The organism is Gammaproteobacteria bacterium, assembly GCA_009838035.1.
In the GTDB taxonomy this organism is placed as follows: domain Bacteria; phylum Pseudomonadota; class Gammaproteobacteria; order Steroidobacterales; family Foliamicaceae; genus Foliamicus.
Window position 1 is genome coordinate 514,401 of the sequence record VXSK01000002.1, and the last position, 20,733, is coordinate 535,133.

Here is a 20,733-nt window from a genome sequence, read left to right on the forward strand (position 1 = left end):
CGCCCCCTACTCTAACGCGTCGGCAAGCCCCAGCAGGCTGTGGACGTTGTGGCCCGGGCGATGTTCGTGCACCGCGGGCAGCAGCGCCCGCACGCCGCGCGCGCGGGGCTCGAAGTCCTTGTAGCCCAAGAGCGGGTTCAGCCAGATCAGGCGCTTGCAGGACCTGCGCAGGCGCGCCGCCTCGAACCGCAGTTTTTCCACATAGGCCCGCTCCAGGCCGTCGCTGAACAGCAGCACCATGCCGGGCCGGGCCAGCACCCGGCGCGACCATTGCCGGTTGAACTGGCCCAGGGCCGAGGCAATGCGGGTGCCACCCTCCCAGTCGGGAGCGGCCTTGAGCGCCGCGCCGGTCGCGACGTCCGCGTCCCTCCCCCGCAGTTCGCGGGTCACCCGGGTCAGCCGGGTGGCGAAAACAAATGCTTCGACGTTTCGGCGGGCGCTGCACAGCGCGTGGGCGAAATGAATCGCCATGCGCGCATAGGTGGTCATCGAGCCCGAGACGTCGAACAGCAGCACCAGCGACATCGGTTCGGCGCGGCGCGCCTTGCGCTTCAGCCGCACCAGCTCGCCGCCGGATGCGAGGCCCGCCCGCAGGGTGGCCTGCAGGTCGATCCGCGGTCCGTGCGCGGCGGCCTTGTAGCGCCGGCCGATGCGCTTGGGGCAGAGCACGCCGCGGCGCAGCAGTTCGCGCGCCTGGGCTTGTTCCTCCGGCGTCATCTGCGCGAAGTCCGTGGAGGCAAGCCGCTCCTGCGGCGAATAGCCGGCTCCGGCAATGGCCCGCTCGGCGCCGGGGGCGGCGATCAGGTTGGACGCGCTGTCCATGGCCCGCAGCATCCGCAGCGCGCCGGGCGGAGGCCTGGCCTCGCCCATGGAACGCAGTCCCAGCTCCTGCAGGTCCCCGAGCCGCGCGAAGGCCGCGGCGTTGCCGAAGAACATCGCAAAGGCGCAGTCGAAAAGCACGCCCTCGGCGGGACCTGCGGTCAGGACCGAGCGCAGCGCCGCGGAAAACTCGGCGCGATTGCCGATGTCGACGCGCCTGGCGGCCTCGAGGGCCAGCGCGCTCCTGCCCACGCCCAGCGGCAGTCCCGCCGCGCGCAACGTGCGCACGAAGCTGACGATGCGCTCGGAGAGGCCCGGGACGCCCTCCGCCCCAGGGTCAGGCAGAGGCGGCAAGGAGGCGATCGACAACCGACTCGTCGACCTGCTCCAGATCTTCCTGGTACTTCAGCAGGGCGCCGAGGGTTTCCGAGACGGCTTGCGTGTCCACTTCGCGGGCGCCCATGGCCATCAGCGATTCCGCCCAGTCCAGCGTTTCCGATACGCCCGGCGACTTGAACAGGCCTTCCCTGCGCAGGCCCTGGACGAACCCGACTACCTTTGCGCGCAGGACCTCGGGCAGTCCCGGCACGCGGGCCTGGAGGATGCGTGCCTCGGCAGCCTGCGTCGGGTAGTCCACCCAGCAGTAGAGGCAGCGGCGCTTGAGCGCGTCGTGCACCTCGCGGGTGCGATTGGAAGTCAGCACGACGACCGGCGCCTCGGGCGCCCGCACCTCCCCCAGTTCCGGAATGCTCATCCGGAAATCGGATAGGAACTCAAGCAGATAAGCCTCAAACGGCTCGTCGGCCCGGTCCAGTTCATCCACCAGCAGCACCGGCGGCCCCTCGGGACGTGGCGACAGCGCCTTGAGCAGCGGACGTTCGATCAGGAATTCGCGGGAATAGAGGCCTTCGGACATCTCGTCCACGCGTTGCTCGGCCTCCGCCAGGCGAATGGCGAGGATCTGGCGGGCGTGGTTCCATTCGTAGGCCGCGCCGGCCAGGTCCAGGCCCTCGTGGCATTGCAGGCGGATGAGCCGGCGCCCCAGCGCCGCGGCCAGCGCGACGCCCAGTTCGGTCTTGCCGACGCCGGCCTCCCCCTCCAGGAACAGCGGGCGCTTGAGGCTGAGGGCCAGGAATACGGCGGTGCTCAGACGGTCGCCGGCGATGTAGTCCTGCCCCTCGAGCAGGCCGCGCACCTGCTCCACGGAGTCCGGTGTGGCGGTCAAACCTGTCAGTCGAGGGCCGTCGAGACGGCGCGGCGGGCCATGACGCCCACCAGGTGCGCGCGGTAGTCGGCGCCGGCGTGCATGTCATCGTTCAGGTTCGCCGCCGAAGCCGTCAGCCCGTCCAGTGCAAGCTCGGAGAAGTCGGAGTCCAGCGCGTCTTCGAATTCCGCCAGCCGGTACACCGATGCGCCGGCGCCGGTCACGGCCACCCGAACGCCGGTCTTGAACTGCGCCACGCAAACGCCCACCAACGCGTAGCGCGTGGCCGGATTGGGGAATTTCGCGTAGCCCGCCCGCTGCGGTATCGGAAACAGGACCTGCGTGACCATCTCGCCGCGCCCCAGGGCCGTCTCGAACATCCCGGTAAAGAAGTCGTCCGCGGAAATCTTGCGCTTGTTGGTGAAGATGGTCGCGCCCAGCGCCAGGGCCACCGCCGGATAGTCGGCCGCCGGATCGTTGTTGGCCAGCGAACCGCCCAGCGTGCCGCGATTGCGCACCTGCGGATCGCCGATCGACTCGGCGGCATGCGGCAGGACCGGAACCGCGGCCCGCAATTCCACGTTGCCCGCGACTTCCGCGTGCGTGGTCGTGGCGCCGATATGGGCCCCCTTGCGGGTCAGCTTGACGCCCCTGAGTTCATCGATCCCGGCCAGGTCGATCAGTTCCGCGGGTTCGTTCAGTCGCAGCTTGAGCGCCGGCAACAGGGTCATTCCGCCGGCCAGCAGCATCGCGTTCCCGCTCGCACCGAGGCGCTTGGCCGCGTCGCGCACCGACCCGGCGCGGTAGTAATTGAATTCGCGCATTGCCCTTTCCTCCTCTACTCGCCGGACTGGGCGACCTGAATCGCCTGCCAGACGGCCTGCGGCGTGGCCGGCATGTCGATGTGCGTAACGCCCAGCGGGCGCAGCGCATCGAGCACGGCGTTGATGACCGCCGGCGGCGCGCCGATCGCGCCGGCCTCCCCGCAGCCCTTGACCCCCAGCGGGTTGAACGGCGTTGGCGTGCAGCGCGTGGCCACGACGAAATTCGGCAGATCGTCCGCCCGCGGCATGCAGTAATCCATGTACGAACCGCTCAGCAACTGGCCTTCGGGCGTGTACAGGCAGTGCTCCAGCAGCGCCTGCCCGATGCCCTGCGCCAGCCCGCCGTGCACCTGCCCTTCCACCACCATGGGATTGATGATGTTGCCGAAGTCGTCGGCGGCAACGAAATCGCACAACTCGACTTCGCCCGTGTGCCGGTCCACTTCGACCTCGCATATGTAGCAGCCCGACGGAAAGGTGAAGTTCTCCGGATCGAAGAACGCGGTCTCCTCCAGTCCCGGCTCCAGTTCCTGCAACGGATAGTTGTGCGGCACGTAGGCCGACAGCGCGACATCCCCGAAGGACACCGCGCGATCGGTACCGGCCACCCGGAACTGGCCGTCGGTGAACTCGATATCGGCCGCCTCCGCCTCGAGCAGATGCGCGGCGATCTTGCGTCCCTTCTCCTCCACCTTGTCGAGTGCCTTGTACAGGGCGGTTCCGCCGACGGCCAGGGAACGGGAACCGTAGGTGCCCATTCCGAACGGGATTTCGCCGGTATCGCCGTGGACGATTTCGACGTTGCCGAAATCGATGCCCAGACGCTCGGCGACGATCTGCGCGAACGTGGTCTCGTGGCTTTGGCCGTGGCTGTGAGACCCGGTCAGGACTTGCACGCTGCCGGAAGGATGCACCCGGACGGTGGCGACCTCATAGAGCCCGGCGCGCGCGCCCAGTTGCCCGGCGGCCTGCGACGGGGCGGCGCCGCAGGCTTCGATGTAGAAGCACATGCCGCGGCCGCGCAGCTTGCCCCTGGCCTGGCTCTCCCTGCGACGTTCGTCGAATCTCTCGTAGGCGTTCAGTTCCCTGGCCAGGTTCAGGCAGCCTTCGAAATCGCCGGAGTCGTAGAGCTGCCCCACCGGCGACTGGTAGGGAAACTCGTCCGGCGGAATGAAATTGCGCCGGCGGAGTTCGGCCGGATCCATGCCGATCTGCACGGCAGCCTCGTCCACGGCCCGCTCCACCGCGTAGCAGGCCTCCGGCCGCCCCGCGCCCCGGTAGGCGTCGGTGGGCGTGGTGTTGGTGAACACGCCCTTGACGGTCACGTAGATGTTGGGCGTCTTATAGACACCCGCCAGCAGCGGCGCATAGAACACGGTGGGAATGGCCGGACCGAAAGCCGACAGCCATCCGCCCAGGTTGGCGATGGTGTCCACCCGCATGCCGGTGAACCGCGCCTCGGCGTCCAGCGCCAGTTCCACGCGGGTCACGTGATCGCGCCCCTGCGCGTCGGCCAGGAACGACTCGCTGCGCTCGGCGGTCCACTTCACCGGGACCCCCAGCCGACGCGACGCCCAGCAAACCGTCAGTTCCTCGGCATAGTGATAGATCTTCGATCCGAAACCGCCGCCGACGTCCGGCGCCACCACGCGCACCTTGTGCTCGGGCATCTTCAGCGTTGCCGTACACAGCAGCAGTCGGTTGACGTGCGGGTTCTGGCTGGTCGTGTAAAGCGTGAGCTGGCCGGTGGCCGGATTGAAGTCCGCCAGGCTGGCGCGCGGTTCCATCGCGTTCGGGACCAGGCGATTGTTCACCAGTTCCAGCGATACGACGTGCGCGGCCTCCTGGAAGGCCCTGTCCGTGTTGCCCTTGGCGTCCGGCGCCATGGCCGCGGGCAGCCACTCCCAGTCGAAACACATGTTGCCGGGCGCGCCCTCATGGATCTGCGGAGCGCCTTCCTCCATCGCGGCCGTCGCGCTGGACACGGACTCCAGTTCCTCGTAGTCCACGTTCACCATCTCGGCCGCGTCCCGGGCCTGGGTTCGCGATTCGGCCACGACCACCGCCACCGGGTTGCCCACGTAACGCACCCGGTCTATGGCCAGCGCCGGATACGCCGGTTCGTGGGCGGGCGAGCCGTCCCTGCTGGTTATGCCCCAGGCCACAGGCAGCGATCCGATATCGTCGGCCTGCATGTCCGCGCCCGTCAGCACGGCCGTTACTCCCGGCATCTTCAGGGCGTCCGCCGCGTCCACGCCCCGAACCTCGGCGTGCGGGTGGGGCGAGCGAACGAACCAGGCGTACTGCTGCGAACGCAGGTTGATGTCGTCCACATACCGGCCCCTGCCGGTGATGAAGCGCCGGTCCTCGGTGCGTGGCGCCGAGACGCCGATTCCCAGTTCGCCGCTCATGATGCTTCCTCTCCCATTGCGACCGCCGCCGCGCGCACCGCCTTTACGATGTTGTGATAGCCGGTGCAACGGCACATGTTGCCCTCCAGCCAGTCGCGCACTTCGACTTCGCTGGGCCGCGGGTTGCGGCGCAGCAGATCGACCGCGCTCATGATCATGCCGGGCGTGCAGAACCCGCATTGCAGGGCGTGATGCTCATGAAACGCCTGCTGAACGGGATGCAGTTCGCCGTTCGCGGCCAGGCCCTCGATGGTCTGCACCGTGCGGCCGTCGGCCTGCGCCGCCAGCATCGTGCAACTCTTGACCGAAATGCCATCGACGTGAATCACGCAGGCGCCGCACTGGCTGGTGTCGCAGCCCACGTGAGCGCCGGTCAGTCCGAAATGGTTGCGAAGCAGATCCACCAGCAGCGTCGCGCCGGTCGTTTCGGCGCTGACATTCTTGCCGTTCAGCGTGAACGAAACCGTAGCGTCCATTCCCGCCCCTCCTTAACTTGCGATTACCCTCATCCGGCTAGTGCCGGACCCTGGCGTGCCTTCCGACCACACCGGTTCCGATCATAACGCCAATCACGAAGTCAACAACAGGAAAACGGCAAGCGCCGCCAGGCCGAGCAGCACGGCCGGAACGGCCCAGCGCAATACCCGGTTCCGGAAGACCCGGCCCAGGGCCACCTGAAACCAGACTCCCGGCCGTTTCGCCCGCGCCGCCCCGACCGGCCGCTTGCCCTCCAGCACCTGCGCGAAGCGCTCGAAAAAGTTGGCCGCGATCTTTCGCGTAATGCCCGACAACAGGCGCGATCCGACCTGCGCCAGTTTGCCCCCCAGTTGCAGTTTCGCAACGTAGCTGAGTTTCGTTCCGCCCCGGCCGTCTTCCTCCAGGCGAACGTCGGCCTGGCCGCGGCCGAAGCCGACGGCCGCCTTGGCATTGCCTTCCAGGCGGTATGAGCGCGGCGGATCCGGATCGGCTATCCGTATCTCGACCGCGAATCCCGCGCTGACCGGCCCGATATCGGCCTGCATGGACGCGCGGTAGTTGTCCTCGGAAATCCGCTCGAAGGACTTGCAGCCGGGCACGCAGGCGCCCAGCACATCGGGATCGATCAGCGCCGCCCACACGGTTTCGCGCGGGTGCGCCAAGCTTTGTTCTCCCCTGATCTCCATCGTTGCGGACCGGAACCGGATTCGGGCGATATCGTAACCGCAAGCGTTACGGCGATCGGGCGGAACCGAGCCATCGCGCGCGCCGCGCGCGTGCCAGGCAACACCTTCGGTGCGGCTGCAGGCGCCGGTTGTGAAAATCAGCGCGAGTGATTAGGATTTCGCCTCAACCGGGGGGAATTCACATTGAGCCGGGGGGAATTCATGTTGAGCCTGATCGAAAGGCGCTCCGAAATCGTGCGTCAGACTGAGTCCAAGGGCAAGGTAGGGGTGGAGGAACTGGCCCGGATGCTCAATGTTTCGCAAGTCACCATACGCAACGATCTGAACGCGCTGAACAGCAAGGGACTGGTCGTGCGCGCGCGCGGCGGCGCCGTCGCCAGCAACCGTCTGACCCGGGAGCTTTCCATGCAGGAGCGGCACAAGGACAACCTGTCCGTCAAGCGGCGCCTGGGGCGGGCCGTAGCGGACCTGATCGGCAACGACGTCCACACCATAGCCCTGGACTCCGGCACGACGACCGAGGAGGTGGCCCTTTGCCTGCTCGACCATCGAGACCTGACGGTCGTCACCAACGGCCTGAACGTGGCGTCGGCGCTGGCCCGGGCCCAGCACATTGAAATCCTCGTAACGGGCGGAATACTGCGCACCCGGTCGCTGAGTTTCTTCGGCAAGCATGCCGAGGAAGGCCTGCGCCACATGCATTTCGACAAGTTGGTTCTCGGCGCCGACGGCATCGACATTGGGGTTGGAGTAACCACGCATTTCGCCCAGGAGGCCAGCCTGAACCGCCGGATGTGCAACATGGCCAGCGAGATCATCCTGGTGTCGGACTCGTCGAAATTCGGCAAGCGCTGCTCGCACATCATCTGCAGGTTCGACCGAATCGACACGCTGGTAACGGACGCGGGAATTCCCCCCGACATCGCCCGGCAACTGGCCAACCAGGGCATTAGCCTGCACATCGTCGACGAAAACCACTGACGGCGAGACGCCGCCCGGGGAGCGGCCATAATGTTCGGCGGCAAGGCGTCGGACCCGACTATGGCCGGACCACATCCATGAATCGCAATCCGGACTCCGGCTTTCGGTCGCAGAGTTTGTGGGCGAGGCTGGCACGCGGGGAAGTCTCCAGCGAGCAGGCGGTCGAGCGTTGCATCGCGCGCTACGAGGCCCGCGAGAATGACGTGCAGGCGTTCGCGGCCTTCGACGCGGAGCGGGCGCTGGGCGAGGCGCGGGCGCGGGACCGCGAGCGCGAACTGCGCGGGCCGCGCGGCGCGCTGCACGGCTTGCCGTTCGCGGTCAAGGACGTGATCGATACGGTGGACCTGCCCACGCAGCGCGGTTCGCCGCGCTACGAGGGACGCCGCGCCGAGCAGGACGCCGCCTGCGTGCGCCTGCTGCGCCAGGCCGGATGCGTACTGCTGGGCAAGGCGGACACGGTCGAATTCGCCGGCATCGGGCGCGACCCGCCCACCGCCAACCCGCACGACCCCAAACGCACCCCGGGCGGATCATCGGCCGGTTCCGGCGCAGCCGTGGCCACCGGCATGGCGCCCATGGCGCTGGGAACGCAGACCGGCGGTTCGGTGATCCGGCCGTCGTCGTTCTGCGGCGTGGCCGGCTTCAAGCCCACGTACGGCCGGGTGCCGGTGCAGGGACTGTGGCTGCATGCCCCCAGCCTCGATACGGTCGGCTGGATGGCCGAGGACACGGAGTTGCTGGCGCGGACCGGGGAAGTCCTGAACCTGGGCGTATGGCAGGCGCCCGAAGCAGGGAGGCGCCTGAATATCGGGCTCTATCGCACGCCTTACTGGTCCGACGCCGAGCCGGCCAGCCGCTTGGCCGTGGAGGCCGCCGCCGAAAAGCTCGCCGAAGCCGGCCATGCCGTCGAGGAGGTGGACGAGGTCCCGGGCGCGGAAAACCTCAACGAGTGGCAGGACGTGATCATGCACGGCGAGGCGCGGATCTCGCTTATGGCCGAGTACGGCGCCGGCAAGCAGAGTCTGCACGAAGACATCATCGAGGAGGTGGAAGTCAACCGCGGGATCACGCCGCGGGCAATGGCCGAGGCCTATGATGGCATCGGCGGCCTGCGCCCCGTGTTCGACAAACGCCTGGCCGATTACGACGCCTGGCTGACGGCTTCGGTGCCGGGTGAAGCGATCCCGCGCAGGGACGGAAACGGCGAAGCCACGTTTAACCGGCTGTTCACGGCGCTGCAGTTGCCGTGTGTGACGATTCCGGGCCTGACCGGGCTGGCCGGCCTGCCCGTGGGCGTGCAGTTCGTGGGCGCACGATTCGCCGACATGCAGGTGCTGGCCGCGGCAGCCATGCTGGAAAATTTGCTGGCCGGCGAGTAATCCGGATATTAACTGTCTTTCAAGATATCGTTACTATTACATTGATATAACGTGTAATTCAGGAAGGTCTCCGACGCCGCCCATTTCATCCAGGCGCGATAAGCGATCAAACAGATCTGCAGCCAGATCGTCAGAAACTGCGCCGGTAACAGTCGTGCAATCCATGAATTTGGCGCGCAGCTCGTCCGGGGAAAGCGGGTTCTGTCCATGCCCCCGGTAGCGATGGACCGGCTTGCTTTCCAGAGCGGTTCCGTCGTCAAGCACAACGCCGACCGTGTCATGGCGCGCCCCCACCGGGTATACCGGATCGTCGTCCGGACCCTCCTCCCGCTCCACCTTTCGCATCAGCGCCTGCACGTCGTCGCGCCGCACGCAATCGTCGCGCATTTCCGCGAAGCCCAGCCGCCCGAAGATCAGCGGGGCGGCGACCGCGAACTCGAGACTGAACTTGGCCTGCATGGCGTCCGCGGGCAGCCGGAACTGCATGACGGACGAGTGCGCCTCGCTGGTGCGCGCGGTTACGCGCTCGATCGCCGCCGGGTCCGGGCCATGCCCGGCGCGCAGTTGCAGGGCCGCATCCACGCAGCGCTGGGCCGCGCCCACCACCGGGTAGCGCTTGATGTTCAGCCCGTGTTCGGCCATGTACCAGTCCTGCCCCAGTTCCGACGCGGCTGAGGCCCGGTCCACGCGCCCCGACGGTGAAATCACCGCAAGGAAGCCCCCTACCCCATCCAGCGCATCCGGTCCCGCGTCCACGCCGGCCAAGGCCCGCCGCACCGCGGTGACGCCGGCTTCGGCAGCGCGCGCGGCCTGGTAGGGCTTGGCCTGGGTCCCGAAGTTGTCCATCACGCCGCCCCCGGCGGCGGCGGCGAGGCCCAGCGCGTTGCGCGTGTCCGCGCGCGGCATGCCGCGCAGCCGGCTGAGCGCGGCCGCCGCTCCCACCGGGCCGTAGACGCCGGTCGGATGCCACCCCGCCCCCTGCATGTAGTCCCGCTCGCGCCGCGCGAGGACGCCCCAGACTTCGAATCCGGCCAGGTAGGCTTCAATCATTCGGGCGCCGGACGCCTGCACGACCTCGGCTTCCGCCAGGATCGGCGGCACAAGTACCGCGCTGGTGTGGTTGGCGAATGCGTAGTCGTCGAGATCGAGCGCGTGGGCAGCGGCGGATCCGATCAGCGCCGCGGCCGAAGCCGGCAGGCGTTTGCCGCTCAGCAGCAGTCGCGCCTCCGGGTCGCCTCCGCCGTCGGACCTCAGCAGGTTGCGCACCACCGGCTGGTCCGCCCCGGCCAAAGCCACACCAATACAGTCGATAAACCCCGTCACCGCAATCCGCCGCGCTTCCTCCGGCGCACTCGCGGGCGCGTCGCCGCAAAGAAAATCGAGAACAGATTCGGTCAGCGCACCCATGGCCGCACGAACCATACACGACCCGCAGTGTGCGAAAATTCGCCGTCTTTCTGGGCGCGCGAAGGGGCGCGGGTAACTTGGCGCGTATCGGCATCGACATCGGCGGGACCTTCACGGACCTCATCGCCGCCGGCCGCGACGGACAGGTGCTGGCCACCCACAAGCTCGCCTCCACGCCGGACGACCCGGCCCGCGCCGCCATGCAGGGCGCCGAAGAACTGCTGCGCAAGGCCAGCCTCGATTTCGCCGACGTCGAGTTCTGCTGTCACGGCACCACCGTGGCCACCAATGCACTGCTGGAACGCAAGGGCGCAAGAACCGGGCTGATCACCACCCGCGGTTTCCGCGACGTCCTGCACATCGGGCGCAAGGACCGGCCCTACAACTTCTCGCACTACCAGGAAATCGCCCGTCAGAGCCGTCCGCTGGCGCCGCGGCGCTGGCGGACGACTGTGCGAGAACGGATCCGCGCGCCCGACGGCGAAGTCGAAGTGCCGCTCAATGAGAACGACGTGCTCGAAGCCGTTGCTCTTCTCAGGGACCAGGGCATCGAATCCATCGCGGTCTGCTGCCTTTTCTCCTTCCTCAACCCGGAACACGAGCGGCGCATCGCGGAAATCGCCCGGCGCGAGTTCCCCGAGGCCTACGTCACCGCCAGTCACGAGATCGCGCCGCTGGTGCGCGAATACGAACGCTTCTCCACCACCGCGATGAACGCCTACGTGGGCCCCGTGACCGGCCGCTACGTGCGCCGCTTCGCCACCGCGCTCGAAGAGGCGGGCGTGCCTGCGCAACTGCGCCTGATGACTTCCGGCGGCGGTATGGTCGCCCCCGCCGAAGCCTGGCGGCGGCCGGTCAATCTCCTGCTTTCCGGACCGGTCGGCGCGCTGATCGCGGGCATCGAGGCCGGCGCCGAAATCGGGCGCAGGAACGTCATCACGCTGGACGTGGGGGGCACGTCGGCGGACATCGGCGTGGCGCCCGACGGCGAAATGCGCATGCGCAGCCTGCTTGACACCCGCGTCGGCGACTACGACGTGATGACGCCGATGGTCGATATCGCGACGCTGGGCGCCGGCGGCGGCTCGATCGCCTGGCTGGACCCCGAGGGCATGTTCCGCGTGGGCCCGCAAAGCGCCGGCGCCGATCCCGGCCCGGCGTGCTACGGCAAGGGCGGCGAACAGCCCACCGTTACCGACGCGCTGCTTGTAAGCGGCTGGTACCGCGCCGACCACCTGGCCGACGCCGTCCCCACGCTGGCGCCCGACCGGGCCCGCGACGCCATCCGCCGGCAGGTCGCGGAGCCGCTGGGCCTGACGCTGGAGGACGCCGCCGGGGGCATCTTCGATATCGCGGTCAACAACATGGTCGAGGCGATGCGCCTGGCGAGCGTGTCCAAGGGCTTTGACCCGCGCGAATTCACGCTGGTAGCCTATGGCGGCGCGGGCGGGGCCTTCGCCGCGCCGGTGGCCCAAGCGCTGGCCATAGGCGAAGTGCTGGTCCCGCCGCACCCCGGCGTGGGCGCGGCCGGCGGGCTGTTGTGCGCGCAGGTGCGCTATGAATTCAAGGCAACGCTTTGGGGCGATTTGGACGACCTGGATTACTCGGCCGTGTCCGGCCGGTTCGATGAGATGACGCAAGAAGCCACCCAACGGCTGGCCGGCGACGGGTTCGGCGCGGACGAAGTGCGCCTGAAACTCTGGGCCGAGTGCCGCTACGCCGGCCAGGGCAACGAACTCGCGGTGGACACGCCTCCCGGCGACATCGATGCGGAGTGGGCCGAGGCGCTGCGCGAGCGCTTCGACGCCGAGCACGAACGCGCCTATCTGCGCGCCTACCCGGACATGCCGGTGCGGGTCGTCAACCTCGGCGTGTCCGCGTACGTGCCCGGCACGCCGCTTGTTTCGGCTCAGGCCCCGGAGGCGGCTTCCAAAGACGCCGAGCCGTTGCTGACCGCGCCGGGCCGCTTCCCCGGCGCCGGCGAAGCCCTGGCCACGTCGTTCTACCGCCGCTCCGCTCTCAAGCCGGGCCACCGCATCGAAGGCCCCGCGATCGTCGAGCAGCCCGACACCACCACCGCGATTCCTCCGGGCTGGCAGGCGCGCGTTGACCGCTATGCCAACCTCCTCCTGACCCCCGCGACATGAACGCCGCCGAAATCTGGCCCGGCCTCGACCAGGCGCGCAGCACCGGACTGGGCGCGCACGCCGAGCGCCGCTGGAACCGCGTCGACGTCGATCCCGTCTCGCTGCAGGTGATCGGCGGCGCCCTGCACTCCATCGCCCACGAGATGGCCGAACTGCTGGTGCGCATGGCCTATTCCAGCGTGATGCGCGAGTCGCGCGACATCGGCGCGGCGCTGCTGGACTTCGACGGACGGCAGTTGTGCGAGAGCGACTCCACACCCATGCACTGCGGTTCGCTGCCCGCCTACGTGCGCGGCATCGACCGCAAGCACCGCGGGAGTTACCGGCCCGGCGACATCTATCTTCACAACCATCCGTATCACGGCGCCTCGCACAGTCCCGATTACGGTGTGCTGCTGCCGCTGTTCGTGGGCGGCGTGCACGTCGGTTTCGCCGGCTGCACCGGCCACATGGTGGACATCGGCGCCGCGGACCCGGGGTTCTCCGTGGACGTGCCGGACTTTTTCGCCGAGGGCCAGATCCTCGACGCGGTGAAGCTTCACGCAGCCGGCGAACGAAGCGAGGACCTCTGGTCGCTGATCATGGACAACGTGCGCACGCCCGAAGCCAACGCCGGCGACCTTGAGGCGATGATCGCCTGCTGCCGGCTGGGCGAAGAGCGTTTCGCGGGACTGGTCGCGCAGCATGGCCTGGACCGCGTGATGAGCGCGGCCGAACAGTGGATGAACTACGCCGAGCGGCGGATGCGCGCCCGGATCGAGGAACTGCCCGACGGCGAATACCCGGCGCCGGACGCCTGGCTTGAGGACGACGGCAAGCATTTCGGCAAGCCGCTGAAGATCGCGACGCGCGTTCTGGTGCGCGGCAGCGACATCTGCGTGGACCTGACCGGCTCCACGCCGCAGACCGCGACCGGCTTCAACTGCCCGTTCGAAGGCAGCGTGCTGCCGGCCGTGAACTTCGCGGTGCGGGCCCTGCTGCTGGACGAGACCGCCGAGGGCGCGGGCGTGCCGCAGAACGACGGCGTTTTCCGCCCCGTCTATGCCCACGCCCCGAGGGGCAGCATCTTCAACCCGATCTACCCGCGCGGCTGCGAGGCGCGCTTCACCCAGATCAACCGCATTCCCGACCAGGTCCTGGCGGCGCTGAGCGAGGCGCTGCCGGAGCGCGTCACCGGGGGCAATGCCGCCAACGTTTCCTGTTTCGTGTATTCGTTCGAGTCGTACCGGGGCAAATACCAGATCAACGTCGAGATCAACGAGGGCTCGTACGGCGGCCGGCACGGTCGTGACGGACTCGACACCGTGGACACGCTGATGGCCAATACCCGCAACAATCCGCTGGAGGAAATGGAGCTGTCGGCGCCGATGCTGTGCGAGCGCTACGAACTGCGCGACGAAGCCCCGGCCCCCGGACGCTGGCGCGGCGGCATGGGGGCGGTCAAGACCTGGCGCTTTCTCGAGGACGCGGCGGTCAGCTCCACCGGCGACAACCGCTCCGGCGATCCGCCGCGGGGTATCTTCGGCGGCGGCGACGGACTGCCCGGCCAGGTGAAGGTCAATCCGGGCACTCCCGACGAGCAGGAACTGCCGGCCAAGGTGTCGCACGCCCGTTTCGAGGCCGGCGATCGGCTGGAGATCACGCTGGTGTCCGGCGGCGGCTACGGCGACCCGCTTGAGCGCGATCCCCGCAGCGTGGCCGACAACGTGCTCGACGGGCTGCTATCGAGCGACGAGGCGCGCAAGCAGTACGGCGTCGTGATCGACCCGGAAACCGGTGCGCCGGACCTCGCCGCCACCCAAGCCCTCCGACGCAAACATGCGGGTGAGACAGCATGAGCGTGGCGGAGAACGGGCGCAGCCTGGCGCTGGCCGAGGAACTGCTGGCGGTGGGCGACGCGCCGCTTGGCGAGCGCGACCTCAAGCAGATCCGGAACCTGATCCTGGACCACCTCGGCTGCTGCTATGCCGGTTCGCTGCTGGCCTGGGGCCGGCGCATGCACGAGTGGGCCGCGCCGCACGCGGGCTCGGGCAACGCGCCGCTGCTGGCTTCGCAAACGCGCCTGGCACCGGGCCTGGCGGCGTTCGTCAACGCCACCGCCGCCCACGGCCTGGAACTGGACGACACCCACGACGAATCGGTCAGCCACCCGGGCGCGGCGGTCATCGCCTCCAGCCTGGCGATTGCGGCCCACCACGGATTGAGCGGCGAGCGACTGGCCGCCGCGATATACGCCGGCTACGAGGCGGTCGGGCGCGTGGGCGCGGCCACCAACGCGGCCGAGACCATCGAACTGGGCTTTCATCCCACCAGCCTGTTCGTCGGCTTCGGCGCCGCCGCCGCCGCGGCCTTGCTGCTGAACCTCTCGCCCAGGGAACTGGCGCGCGGCTGGGGCCTGGTGCTGTCGATGGCAGGCGGCTCGATGCAGTTCAGCCAGGAACCGGAAGGCACGACCGTCAAGCGCCTGCACGGCGGCTACGCGGCGCTGCACGGCGTCATGGCCGCCGAACACGCGGGGCTCGGCATCGCCGGCCCCGAACAAGCGCTGGAGGGCCGCTACGGCCTGATCAGCAACTTCGGCGCCGATTCCGATCCCGAGCGGCTCAACCACGCGCACCCCGACGGCCCGGAGATCCACCGCATCAGCTACAAGCCCTACCCCTGCTGCCGCCTGTTCCACTCCACGCTGGACGCGCTGGCCGAGGTAACGGACGAATTCAGCATGAACCCGGAAGAAATCGAATCGATCGTCGTGGGCGGGCCCGACATCATGGTCACCCAGCACATGCTGCGCCGGCCGACTTCGGAGATGGCCGCGCAGTACAGCCTGCCGTTCACGCTGGGCGCGGCGCTCTACTATGGGCCGTCATCGGTGGCCGGCTTCATGGGCGAGGCGCTGGAGGACCGGCGCACGCTGGCGATCGCCGATCGCGTCGACGCGGTGGCGGACCCGGACATGCAGGCGGCCTTCCCGGCGCACTTCGGAAGCTGGCTGGAACTGAAGGACCGCAACGGCGATACCCGCCGCTCGGACGTGCTCGACAGCCTCGGCACGCCCGCCAACCCGATGGGCCGCGCCGAACTGGTCGCGAAGTTCGATTCGCTGACCGCCGGCGACAACGGCCTTGACGGCGCCGAAATTGCCGCCATGCTCGAAGAACTACACCAAATGCGTCTAATTGACGCTCTTCTTACACCCTTCTGCAAGTAAATTCGCTCTAAAGGAAGACTACAACGCCTATGCCCAACGAACGTACGACCGCCGACCCGGTCCCGCGGAAGCAGTTGCAGGCCGACGTGGCCCTGCTGCTCGACACTATCGCCGCCGGCGAAGTGGCGATTGCGCCTCTGGACGTCGCATACGCGATCAACGCCTGCACCGAGCCGGGAATCCGGCGCATATACGCCGCCAAGAAGCGCAGCTACGAGAAACCGGGCGGACTGTTCGCCAACACCACGATGAGCCGCGCAATCCACGTCATGGACGACTGGAAGCACGACCTGGCCGAGACCATCGTGCGCGAGGAGGACATCCCCTTCTCCATCGTCGCGCCGTTTCGCGTCGAACACGAGTTCTTCGCCCGCGTCGATCCCTTCGTGATGCAGTCCTCCACCAAGGCCGAGACCCTGGACATGCTGCTCAACGCGGGGCAGTTTCACAACGAGATCGCGCGCCAGTCCTGGGAGCGCGGCATGCCGGTGTTCGGCTCGTCGGCCAACACCTCGCTGCAGGGCTCGAAATACCGCTACCAGGACATCGAGGCGCCGGTGCGCGACGCGGCCAGCGTGCATTTCGACTACGGGCTGTCGAAATACGCCAACCCGCACGGCCACTCCAGCACCATCATCGACTTCCGCGACTTCAGCGTGATCCGCGTGGGCGTCGTGTTTGACCAGGTCTCCGCCGCCTTCCTCAGGCACGGCAACGTCACCCTAACGACCTGACCCGGGAATTAGGTATTGCACACGCAATCCGTTATTATTCCCGGCCCCCGGCAGCTAAGGGAGCGGCCGGATTCCCCAAGAAAACTTTCAACAGGAGAAGTTCGCATGAAAAATCGTTTACTGCGGCTATCGCTGGCCGCACTTACCGTCGGCTGCATGATGGTTGCGGCAAACGTGACGGCACAGGAAAACGTCCTCGAAGAAATCATCGTCACGGCGGAGAAACGCGAGGCGTCGATTCAGGACACGGCCCTGGCCATCACCGCCGTCAGCGGCGACTTGCTTGAGAACGGCGGCCTGGACGAAATCGAGGACCTGAGCCTCGATGTGCCCTCGCTGGTGTTCAGCCGGGCCGGCGGCGAAGCGCAACTCTATATCCGCGGCGTGGGCACCAACCTGTTCGGCATCGGCCAGGACTCGTCCGTGGCCGTGCACCAGGACGGCGTCTATCAGGGCCGCGCCCAGATGGGCCTGACCCAGTTCCTCGACGTGGAGCGCGTCGAGGTGCTGCGCGGTCCGCAGGGCACGCTCTACGGCCGAAACGCCACCGCCGGCGTGATCAACATCATCCACCGCGCGCCCGGCGACGAGCCCGAAGGCTATGTGAACCTCAAGTTGGGCAACTTCAACCGTTACGACGGCGAGGCGGCCTACGGCGGCCCGATCGGCGATAACGCCGGCTTCCGCCTGGCGGTGCGCTACGGCAGCGACGGCGGCTTCACCGAGGACCTCGATCCCAGAGGCGGCGACGAGGTGGACGGCGGCGAGACCATGGCCGCCCGTGCGACAGTGACTTTCGCGGTTTCCGACACGGTCAACGCCAAGATCATCGGCGACTACACCGACTTCGACGGCGACAACCGCACCATCCGCCCGCGCGGCGACCTGCATCGCTCGGCGGCGGAAGGCGCCCAGGCGCTGCCGGACTTCGACCAGACCCGCAACGAAGTGGACAGCTTCCAGAAGTGGACGATCCGCGGCGTTACCGCCGAAGTGACGGCGGACCTGGGCACCGGCCTGAGCCTTACCTCCATTACCGGCTACCGCCATTTCGAGGACAGCTTCCGCTTCAACACCGACGGCACCGAGATATTCGTGACGCAGACGCATTTCGAGCGCCACACCGACCAGCGCTCCCAGGAACTCCGCCTGGCCTGCGACTGCCCCGACTACGAGTGGATCGCGGGCCTCTACTACTTCGGCGAAGACAAGGAGGAAGCCCTCGGCCTGCCGGCCATCAATTTCGGCGGCGCGTTCAACATCTTCGCCACCAACGAAACCACCGCCTGGGCCGGCTTCGGCGAATTGACCTGGCATTTCAGCGACCGTCTCGACGGCATCGTGGGCGTGCGCTACAGCAGCGAGGAGAAGGACGACTGGAACCTTCGCGGGCTTACCGGCGGCAACTTCGACGGCCTGTTCGGCGCCAGCGATCCACGGGCCTTCTCGTTCAGCTTCCCGCCGCGCATGACCACCGACGACTGGAACGCCTTCACGCCCAAACTGGGACTGAAGTACGACTACAGCGACGACATCATGATCTACGGCACGCTCACGCGCGGGTTCAAGTCCGGCGGCACCAACTCCCTGAGCGGCGACCCGGCCTTCGATCCCGAGTACCTGTGGAGCCTGGAGGTGGGCAGCAAGTCCACGCTGGCCGACGGCAGGGCGATCGCCAACGCCTCGGCCTTCTACTACGACTACACCGACCTGCAGGTCTCGACCTTCGCGGAAGGAACGGTCAGGGTGAGAAACGCCGCGGAAGCCACGGTGGTGGGCCTCGAACTGGACGTCTCCGCGGTGCTGTCCGACCAGTTCACCTGGGACTCGTCCGCGATGCTGCTGAACGCCGAATACGACAAGTTTGTGACGCGCTACGGCACCCAGGTGCTCGACGTGGCAGGCAACGCCATGGTCAACGCGCCGGAAGTCTCGCTCACGTCCACGCTGAGCTACAGCGCCGACGTCGGGCCCGGAACTTTCTCGGCCATGGCCCAGATCGCCTACCGCTCGGAGGTTTTCCACAGCCAGTTCAACGAAGCTGAGGTGGGGCAGGACAGCGTCATGCTGGCCAATGTTCGCGCCGGGATCACCTTCCTGAACGGCGTGGAAGTCGCGTTCGTCGTGCGCAACCTGCTGGACGAGGAGTATTACCAGAACTCGGTGCGATTCACGTCGCTGAACGACCGCAGCAAGGACCTCACCGGCATCGGCGCGGCCCTGGGCTACCCGGGCGAAGGCCGCTCCATGGCGCTGCAACTGCACATGGGCTTTTGATCAGCGAGGGCGACAAGCGCTCGCTACGGGCGCCCTGAATGAGGGCGCCTGCTCCACGGGGGAGGGCGTCTCGCCCTCCCCCGTGACCAACCCATGAACCGCAGGAGATGGTACGTCGTCGGCGTCCTCACGGTCGCCTATATCTGCTCGTTCATCGACCGCTCGGTGCTGGGCCTCATGGTGGGGCCGATCCGCTCCGAGCTGGGCATCAGCGACACCCAGTTCAGCCTGCTGCACGGCTTTGCCTTCGCGATCTTCTACACGCTGCTGGGCATTCCCATCGCCTGGCTGGCCGATCGCGCCAGCCGGCGCAACATCATCGCCGCCGGCATCGCCGTGTGGAGCCTGATGACCGCGCTGTGCGGCCTGGCGCGCACTTTCGGCGCGATGTTCATGGCCCGCGTGGGCGTGGGCGTGGGAGAAGCGGCGCTGTCGCCGGCCGCCTACTCGATGATCGCCGACCTGTTCCCGCGCGAGAAACTCGGCCGCGCCCTGGGCATCTACTCGTCCGGCGTGTTCATCGGCATCGGTCTGAGCTTCATCCTGGTGGCCGAACTGATCGGCGCGCTGGACACGGTGACCCTGCCGGTGGTGGGCGAACTGACTCCGTGGCGGCTGACGCTCATCGTTCTGGGCATTCCCGGCCTGGCAATCGCGGCGCTGTGCTTTACGTTTCGCGAACCGGCCCGCCTCGGGGCCGCGAAAGGCGGCGTTCCGCTGGGCGAGGTCGGGCGGTTCTTCGGCAGCAATTTCAGCCTTTACGCGCTGCATTTCATCTCCTTTTCCATGCTCACGCTGCTGTTCAACGCGGTGATGGCCTGGTTCGCCGAGTACCTGATCCGCATTCACGATATGGACCGGGGCGATGCGGGCTGGTACATCGGCCTGATCGTGACCTTCTTCGGCGGCGGCGGCATCATTTGCGGCGGGCTCTACGCCGACCACCTGAAGCGCCGCGGCGACAACGGCGGCGCGATCCGCTCGGCGCTGCTGGCAGCCGTCGTGCTGCTGCCCTTCGGCGCCGCCGCCACGCTGATGCCGAACGCCGGGCTGTCGCTGCTGCTGTGCGCGCCGCTGCTGTTCTTCTCGAGCTGGGTGTTTGCGCCGGCCACCACCGCTTTGCAATTGTTCACGCCGCCGGCCATGCGCGCGCAGTTCTCCGCCGTCTACCTGTTCGTCGTGAACTTAACCGGAATCGGCTTCGGCGGTACCGCCGTGGCGCTGATCACGGATTTCGTGTTCCGCGACGACGACATGCTGCACTACTCGATCGCCCTGACCGCCGGGCTCAGCGGTCTGCTCAGCATCATCCTGCTTTGGCGGCTGCTCGCCATCTACCGCCGCGGAATGGACGCGCGCGAACAAGAACTGGCAACCGAGAGCGTGCCGTGAGCCGTATCGCGCTGGATATCGACCACGTCGGCCTGGTGGGGCCGGACATCCACGGCACGGTCGCTGCGTTCCGGGAATTGGGTTTTAGGGTCACCGACCCCGTCGAGCTCATGGGCACGGGGCCGGACGGACAGGAGAAAAGCCTCGATCAGCAAAGCGCGCACTTCATCTTCGGCTCGACCTACGTGGAACTGAGCGAGGTCACGCGCCCCGGACCGGACCACCACCTGGGCGCCTGGCTGGGCGACGATCCGGCCATCCGCATCCTGATCCTTCGCGCCGCGGACATCGACACCGTCCGCGAGCAGGCCGTGGCCTCCGGACAGGATCCCACGCCGGTGGGCGAGGCCAGCCGGGCGCTTCACTATGCCGACGGCGCGACGGCGCGCTTCAAGTGGCTGGCGCTGCCGCCGGAGAGCTTCCCGGAAGCGCTGTGCGGCTACGTCCAGCACCTGACGCCGGAACTCGTGTTCCGGCAGGAGATGAACGCGCATCCCAACGGTGCGGGCGAACTGACCGGCATGACGCTGCACGCCGCGGACACGCGTGATGCCGAGCGCCGGTTCGAGCCGCTGGGCCGTGCCGGTGCGCCGGAAAGCCTGGACATCAGGCAGGCCGAAGGCGACGCAAGCGGCTTTACCGTCCTGCACCTTCGCACCCGCAGCCTGAACCGGACCGCCGACACACTCGCCGCCGCCGGCAAGCCCTTCAAGCGGGATGCCCGCACGCTCGCCATCCAGGCCCCCGGCGTTCTCCTCCACTTTCACGAATAGGCCCTTCCATC

At 67.8% G+C, this 20,733-nt stretch carries 16 protein-coding genes; 9 read left to right on the forward strand and 7 right to left on the reverse strand.

Going from position 1 to position 20,733, the window contains the following annotated elements; translation table 11 throughout:
• Window positions 1-6: 6 nt before the first annotated feature.
• The 6 genes from F4Y72_02340 to F4Y72_02365 form a co-directional block, all read right to left on the reverse strand.
• A complete protein-coding gene (locus tag F4Y72_02340) occupies window positions 7-1,173 on the reverse strand; it encodes a VWA domain-containing protein (protein ID MXZ27125.1) in 1,167 nt (388 codons plus the stop codon).
• A complete protein-coding gene (locus tag F4Y72_02345; protein MXZ27126.1) occupies window positions 1,157-2,044 on the reverse strand; it encodes a MoxR family ATPase in 888 nt (295 codons plus the stop codon). Before F4Y72_02345 ends, F4Y72_02340 begins: the two co-directional genes overlap by 17 nt.
• A gap of 5 nt (window positions 2,045-2,049) precedes the next feature.
• Entirely contained in the window at window positions 2,050-2,847 is a 798-nt protein-coding gene (locus F4Y72_02350; GenBank protein MXZ27127.1) for a xanthine dehydrogenase family protein subunit M, read from the reverse strand.
• Window positions 2,848-2,861: 14 nt separating this feature from the next.
• Window positions 2,862-5,258: a xanthine dehydrogenase family protein molybdopterin-binding subunit gene (locus F4Y72_02355; protein MXZ27128.1), complete on the reverse strand. Its 2,397-nt coding sequence runs from the start codon at window positions 5,256-5,258 to the stop codon at window positions 2,862-2,864.
• On the reverse strand, window positions 5,255-5,734 hold the full coding sequence (locus F4Y72_02360) for a (2Fe-2S)-binding protein (protein ID MXZ27129.1): 480 nt from the start codon (window positions 5,732-5,734) through the stop codon (window positions 5,255-5,257). Before F4Y72_02360 ends, F4Y72_02355 begins: the two co-directional genes overlap by 4 nt.
• Window positions 5,735-5,827: 93 nt before the next feature.
• Window positions 5,828-6,421, reverse strand: a complete 594-nt coding sequence (locus tag F4Y72_02365) for a carbon monoxide dehydrogenase subunit G (GenBank protein MXZ27130.1) — start codon at window positions 6,419-6,421, stop codon at window positions 5,828-5,830.
• A 201-nt stretch (window positions 6,422-6,622) separates the two neighbouring features.
• On the opposite strand from F4Y72_02365, the gene F4Y72_02370 reads away from it, so the two are divergent.
• Both F4Y72_02370 and F4Y72_02375 read left to right on the forward strand, forming a co-directional pair.
• Window positions 6,623-7,402, forward strand: coding sequence for a DeoR/GlpR transcriptional regulator (locus tag F4Y72_02370; protein MXZ27131.1), 780 nt, complete (start codon window positions 6,623-6,625; stop codon window positions 7,400-7,402).
• 77 nt (window positions 7,403-7,479) lie between these two features.
• Window positions 7,480-8,781, forward strand: a complete 1,302-nt coding sequence (locus F4Y72_02375; GenBank protein ID MXZ27132.1) for an amidase — start codon at window positions 7,480-7,482, stop codon at window positions 8,779-8,781.
• 36 nt (window positions 8,782-8,817) lie between these two features.
• Here F4Y72_02375 and F4Y72_02380 read toward each other — a convergent pair whose 3' ends face one another.
• Window positions 8,818-10,203 carry an MmgE/PrpD family protein gene (locus tag F4Y72_02380; GenBank protein ID MXZ27133.1) on the reverse strand — a complete coding sequence of 462 codons (1,386 nt, stop codon included), beginning with the start codon at window positions 10,201-10,203 and terminating at the stop codon, window positions 8,818-8,820.
• 62 nt (window positions 10,204-10,265) lie between these two features.
• On the opposite strand from F4Y72_02380, the gene F4Y72_02385 reads away from it, so the two are divergent.
• From F4Y72_02385 to F4Y72_02415, 7 genes are all read left to right on the forward strand, one after another.
• The gene (locus tag F4Y72_02385) at window positions 10,266-12,335 is read left to right on the forward strand and encodes a hydantoinase/oxoprolinase family protein (GenBank protein ID MXZ27134.1); all 2,070 of its coding nucleotides are present in this window, start codon (window positions 10,266-10,268) and stop codon (window positions 12,333-12,335) included.
• Window positions 12,332-14,173, forward strand: a complete 1,842-nt coding sequence (locus F4Y72_02390; protein ID MXZ27135.1) for a hydantoinase B/oxoprolinase family protein — start codon at window positions 12,332-12,334, stop codon at window positions 14,171-14,173. Before F4Y72_02385 ends, F4Y72_02390 begins: the two co-directional genes overlap by 4 nt.
• Window positions 14,170-15,546, forward strand: a complete 1,377-nt coding sequence (locus F4Y72_02395) for an MmgE/PrpD family protein (protein MXZ27136.1) — start codon at window positions 14,170-14,172, stop codon at window positions 15,544-15,546. The genes F4Y72_02390 and F4Y72_02395 overlap by 4 nt, the downstream gene beginning before the upstream one ends.
• A gap of 29 nt (window positions 15,547-15,575) precedes the next feature.
• The gene (locus F4Y72_02400; protein MXZ27137.1) at window positions 15,576-16,280 is read left to right on the forward strand and encodes a hypothetical protein; all 705 of its coding nucleotides are present in this window, start codon (window positions 15,576-15,578) and stop codon (window positions 16,278-16,280) included.
• A gap of 105 nt (window positions 16,281-16,385) precedes the next feature.
• Window positions 16,386-18,557 carry a TonB-dependent receptor plug domain-containing protein gene (locus tag F4Y72_02405; GenBank protein ID MXZ27138.1) on the forward strand — a complete coding sequence of 724 codons (2,172 nt, stop codon included), beginning with the start codon at window positions 16,386-16,388 and terminating at the stop codon, window positions 18,555-18,557.
• 93 nt (window positions 18,558-18,650) lie between these two features.
• Window positions 18,651-19,949, forward strand: a complete 1,299-nt coding sequence (locus F4Y72_02410; protein MXZ27139.1) for an MFS transporter — start codon at window positions 18,651-18,653, stop codon at window positions 19,947-19,949.
• Entirely contained in the window at window positions 19,622-20,722 is a 1,101-nt protein-coding gene (locus F4Y72_02415; protein MXZ27140.1) for a VOC family protein, read from the forward strand. The genes F4Y72_02410 and F4Y72_02415 overlap by 328 nt, the downstream gene beginning before the upstream one ends.
• The last annotated feature ends 11 nt before the right edge of the window (window positions 20,723-20,733 follow it).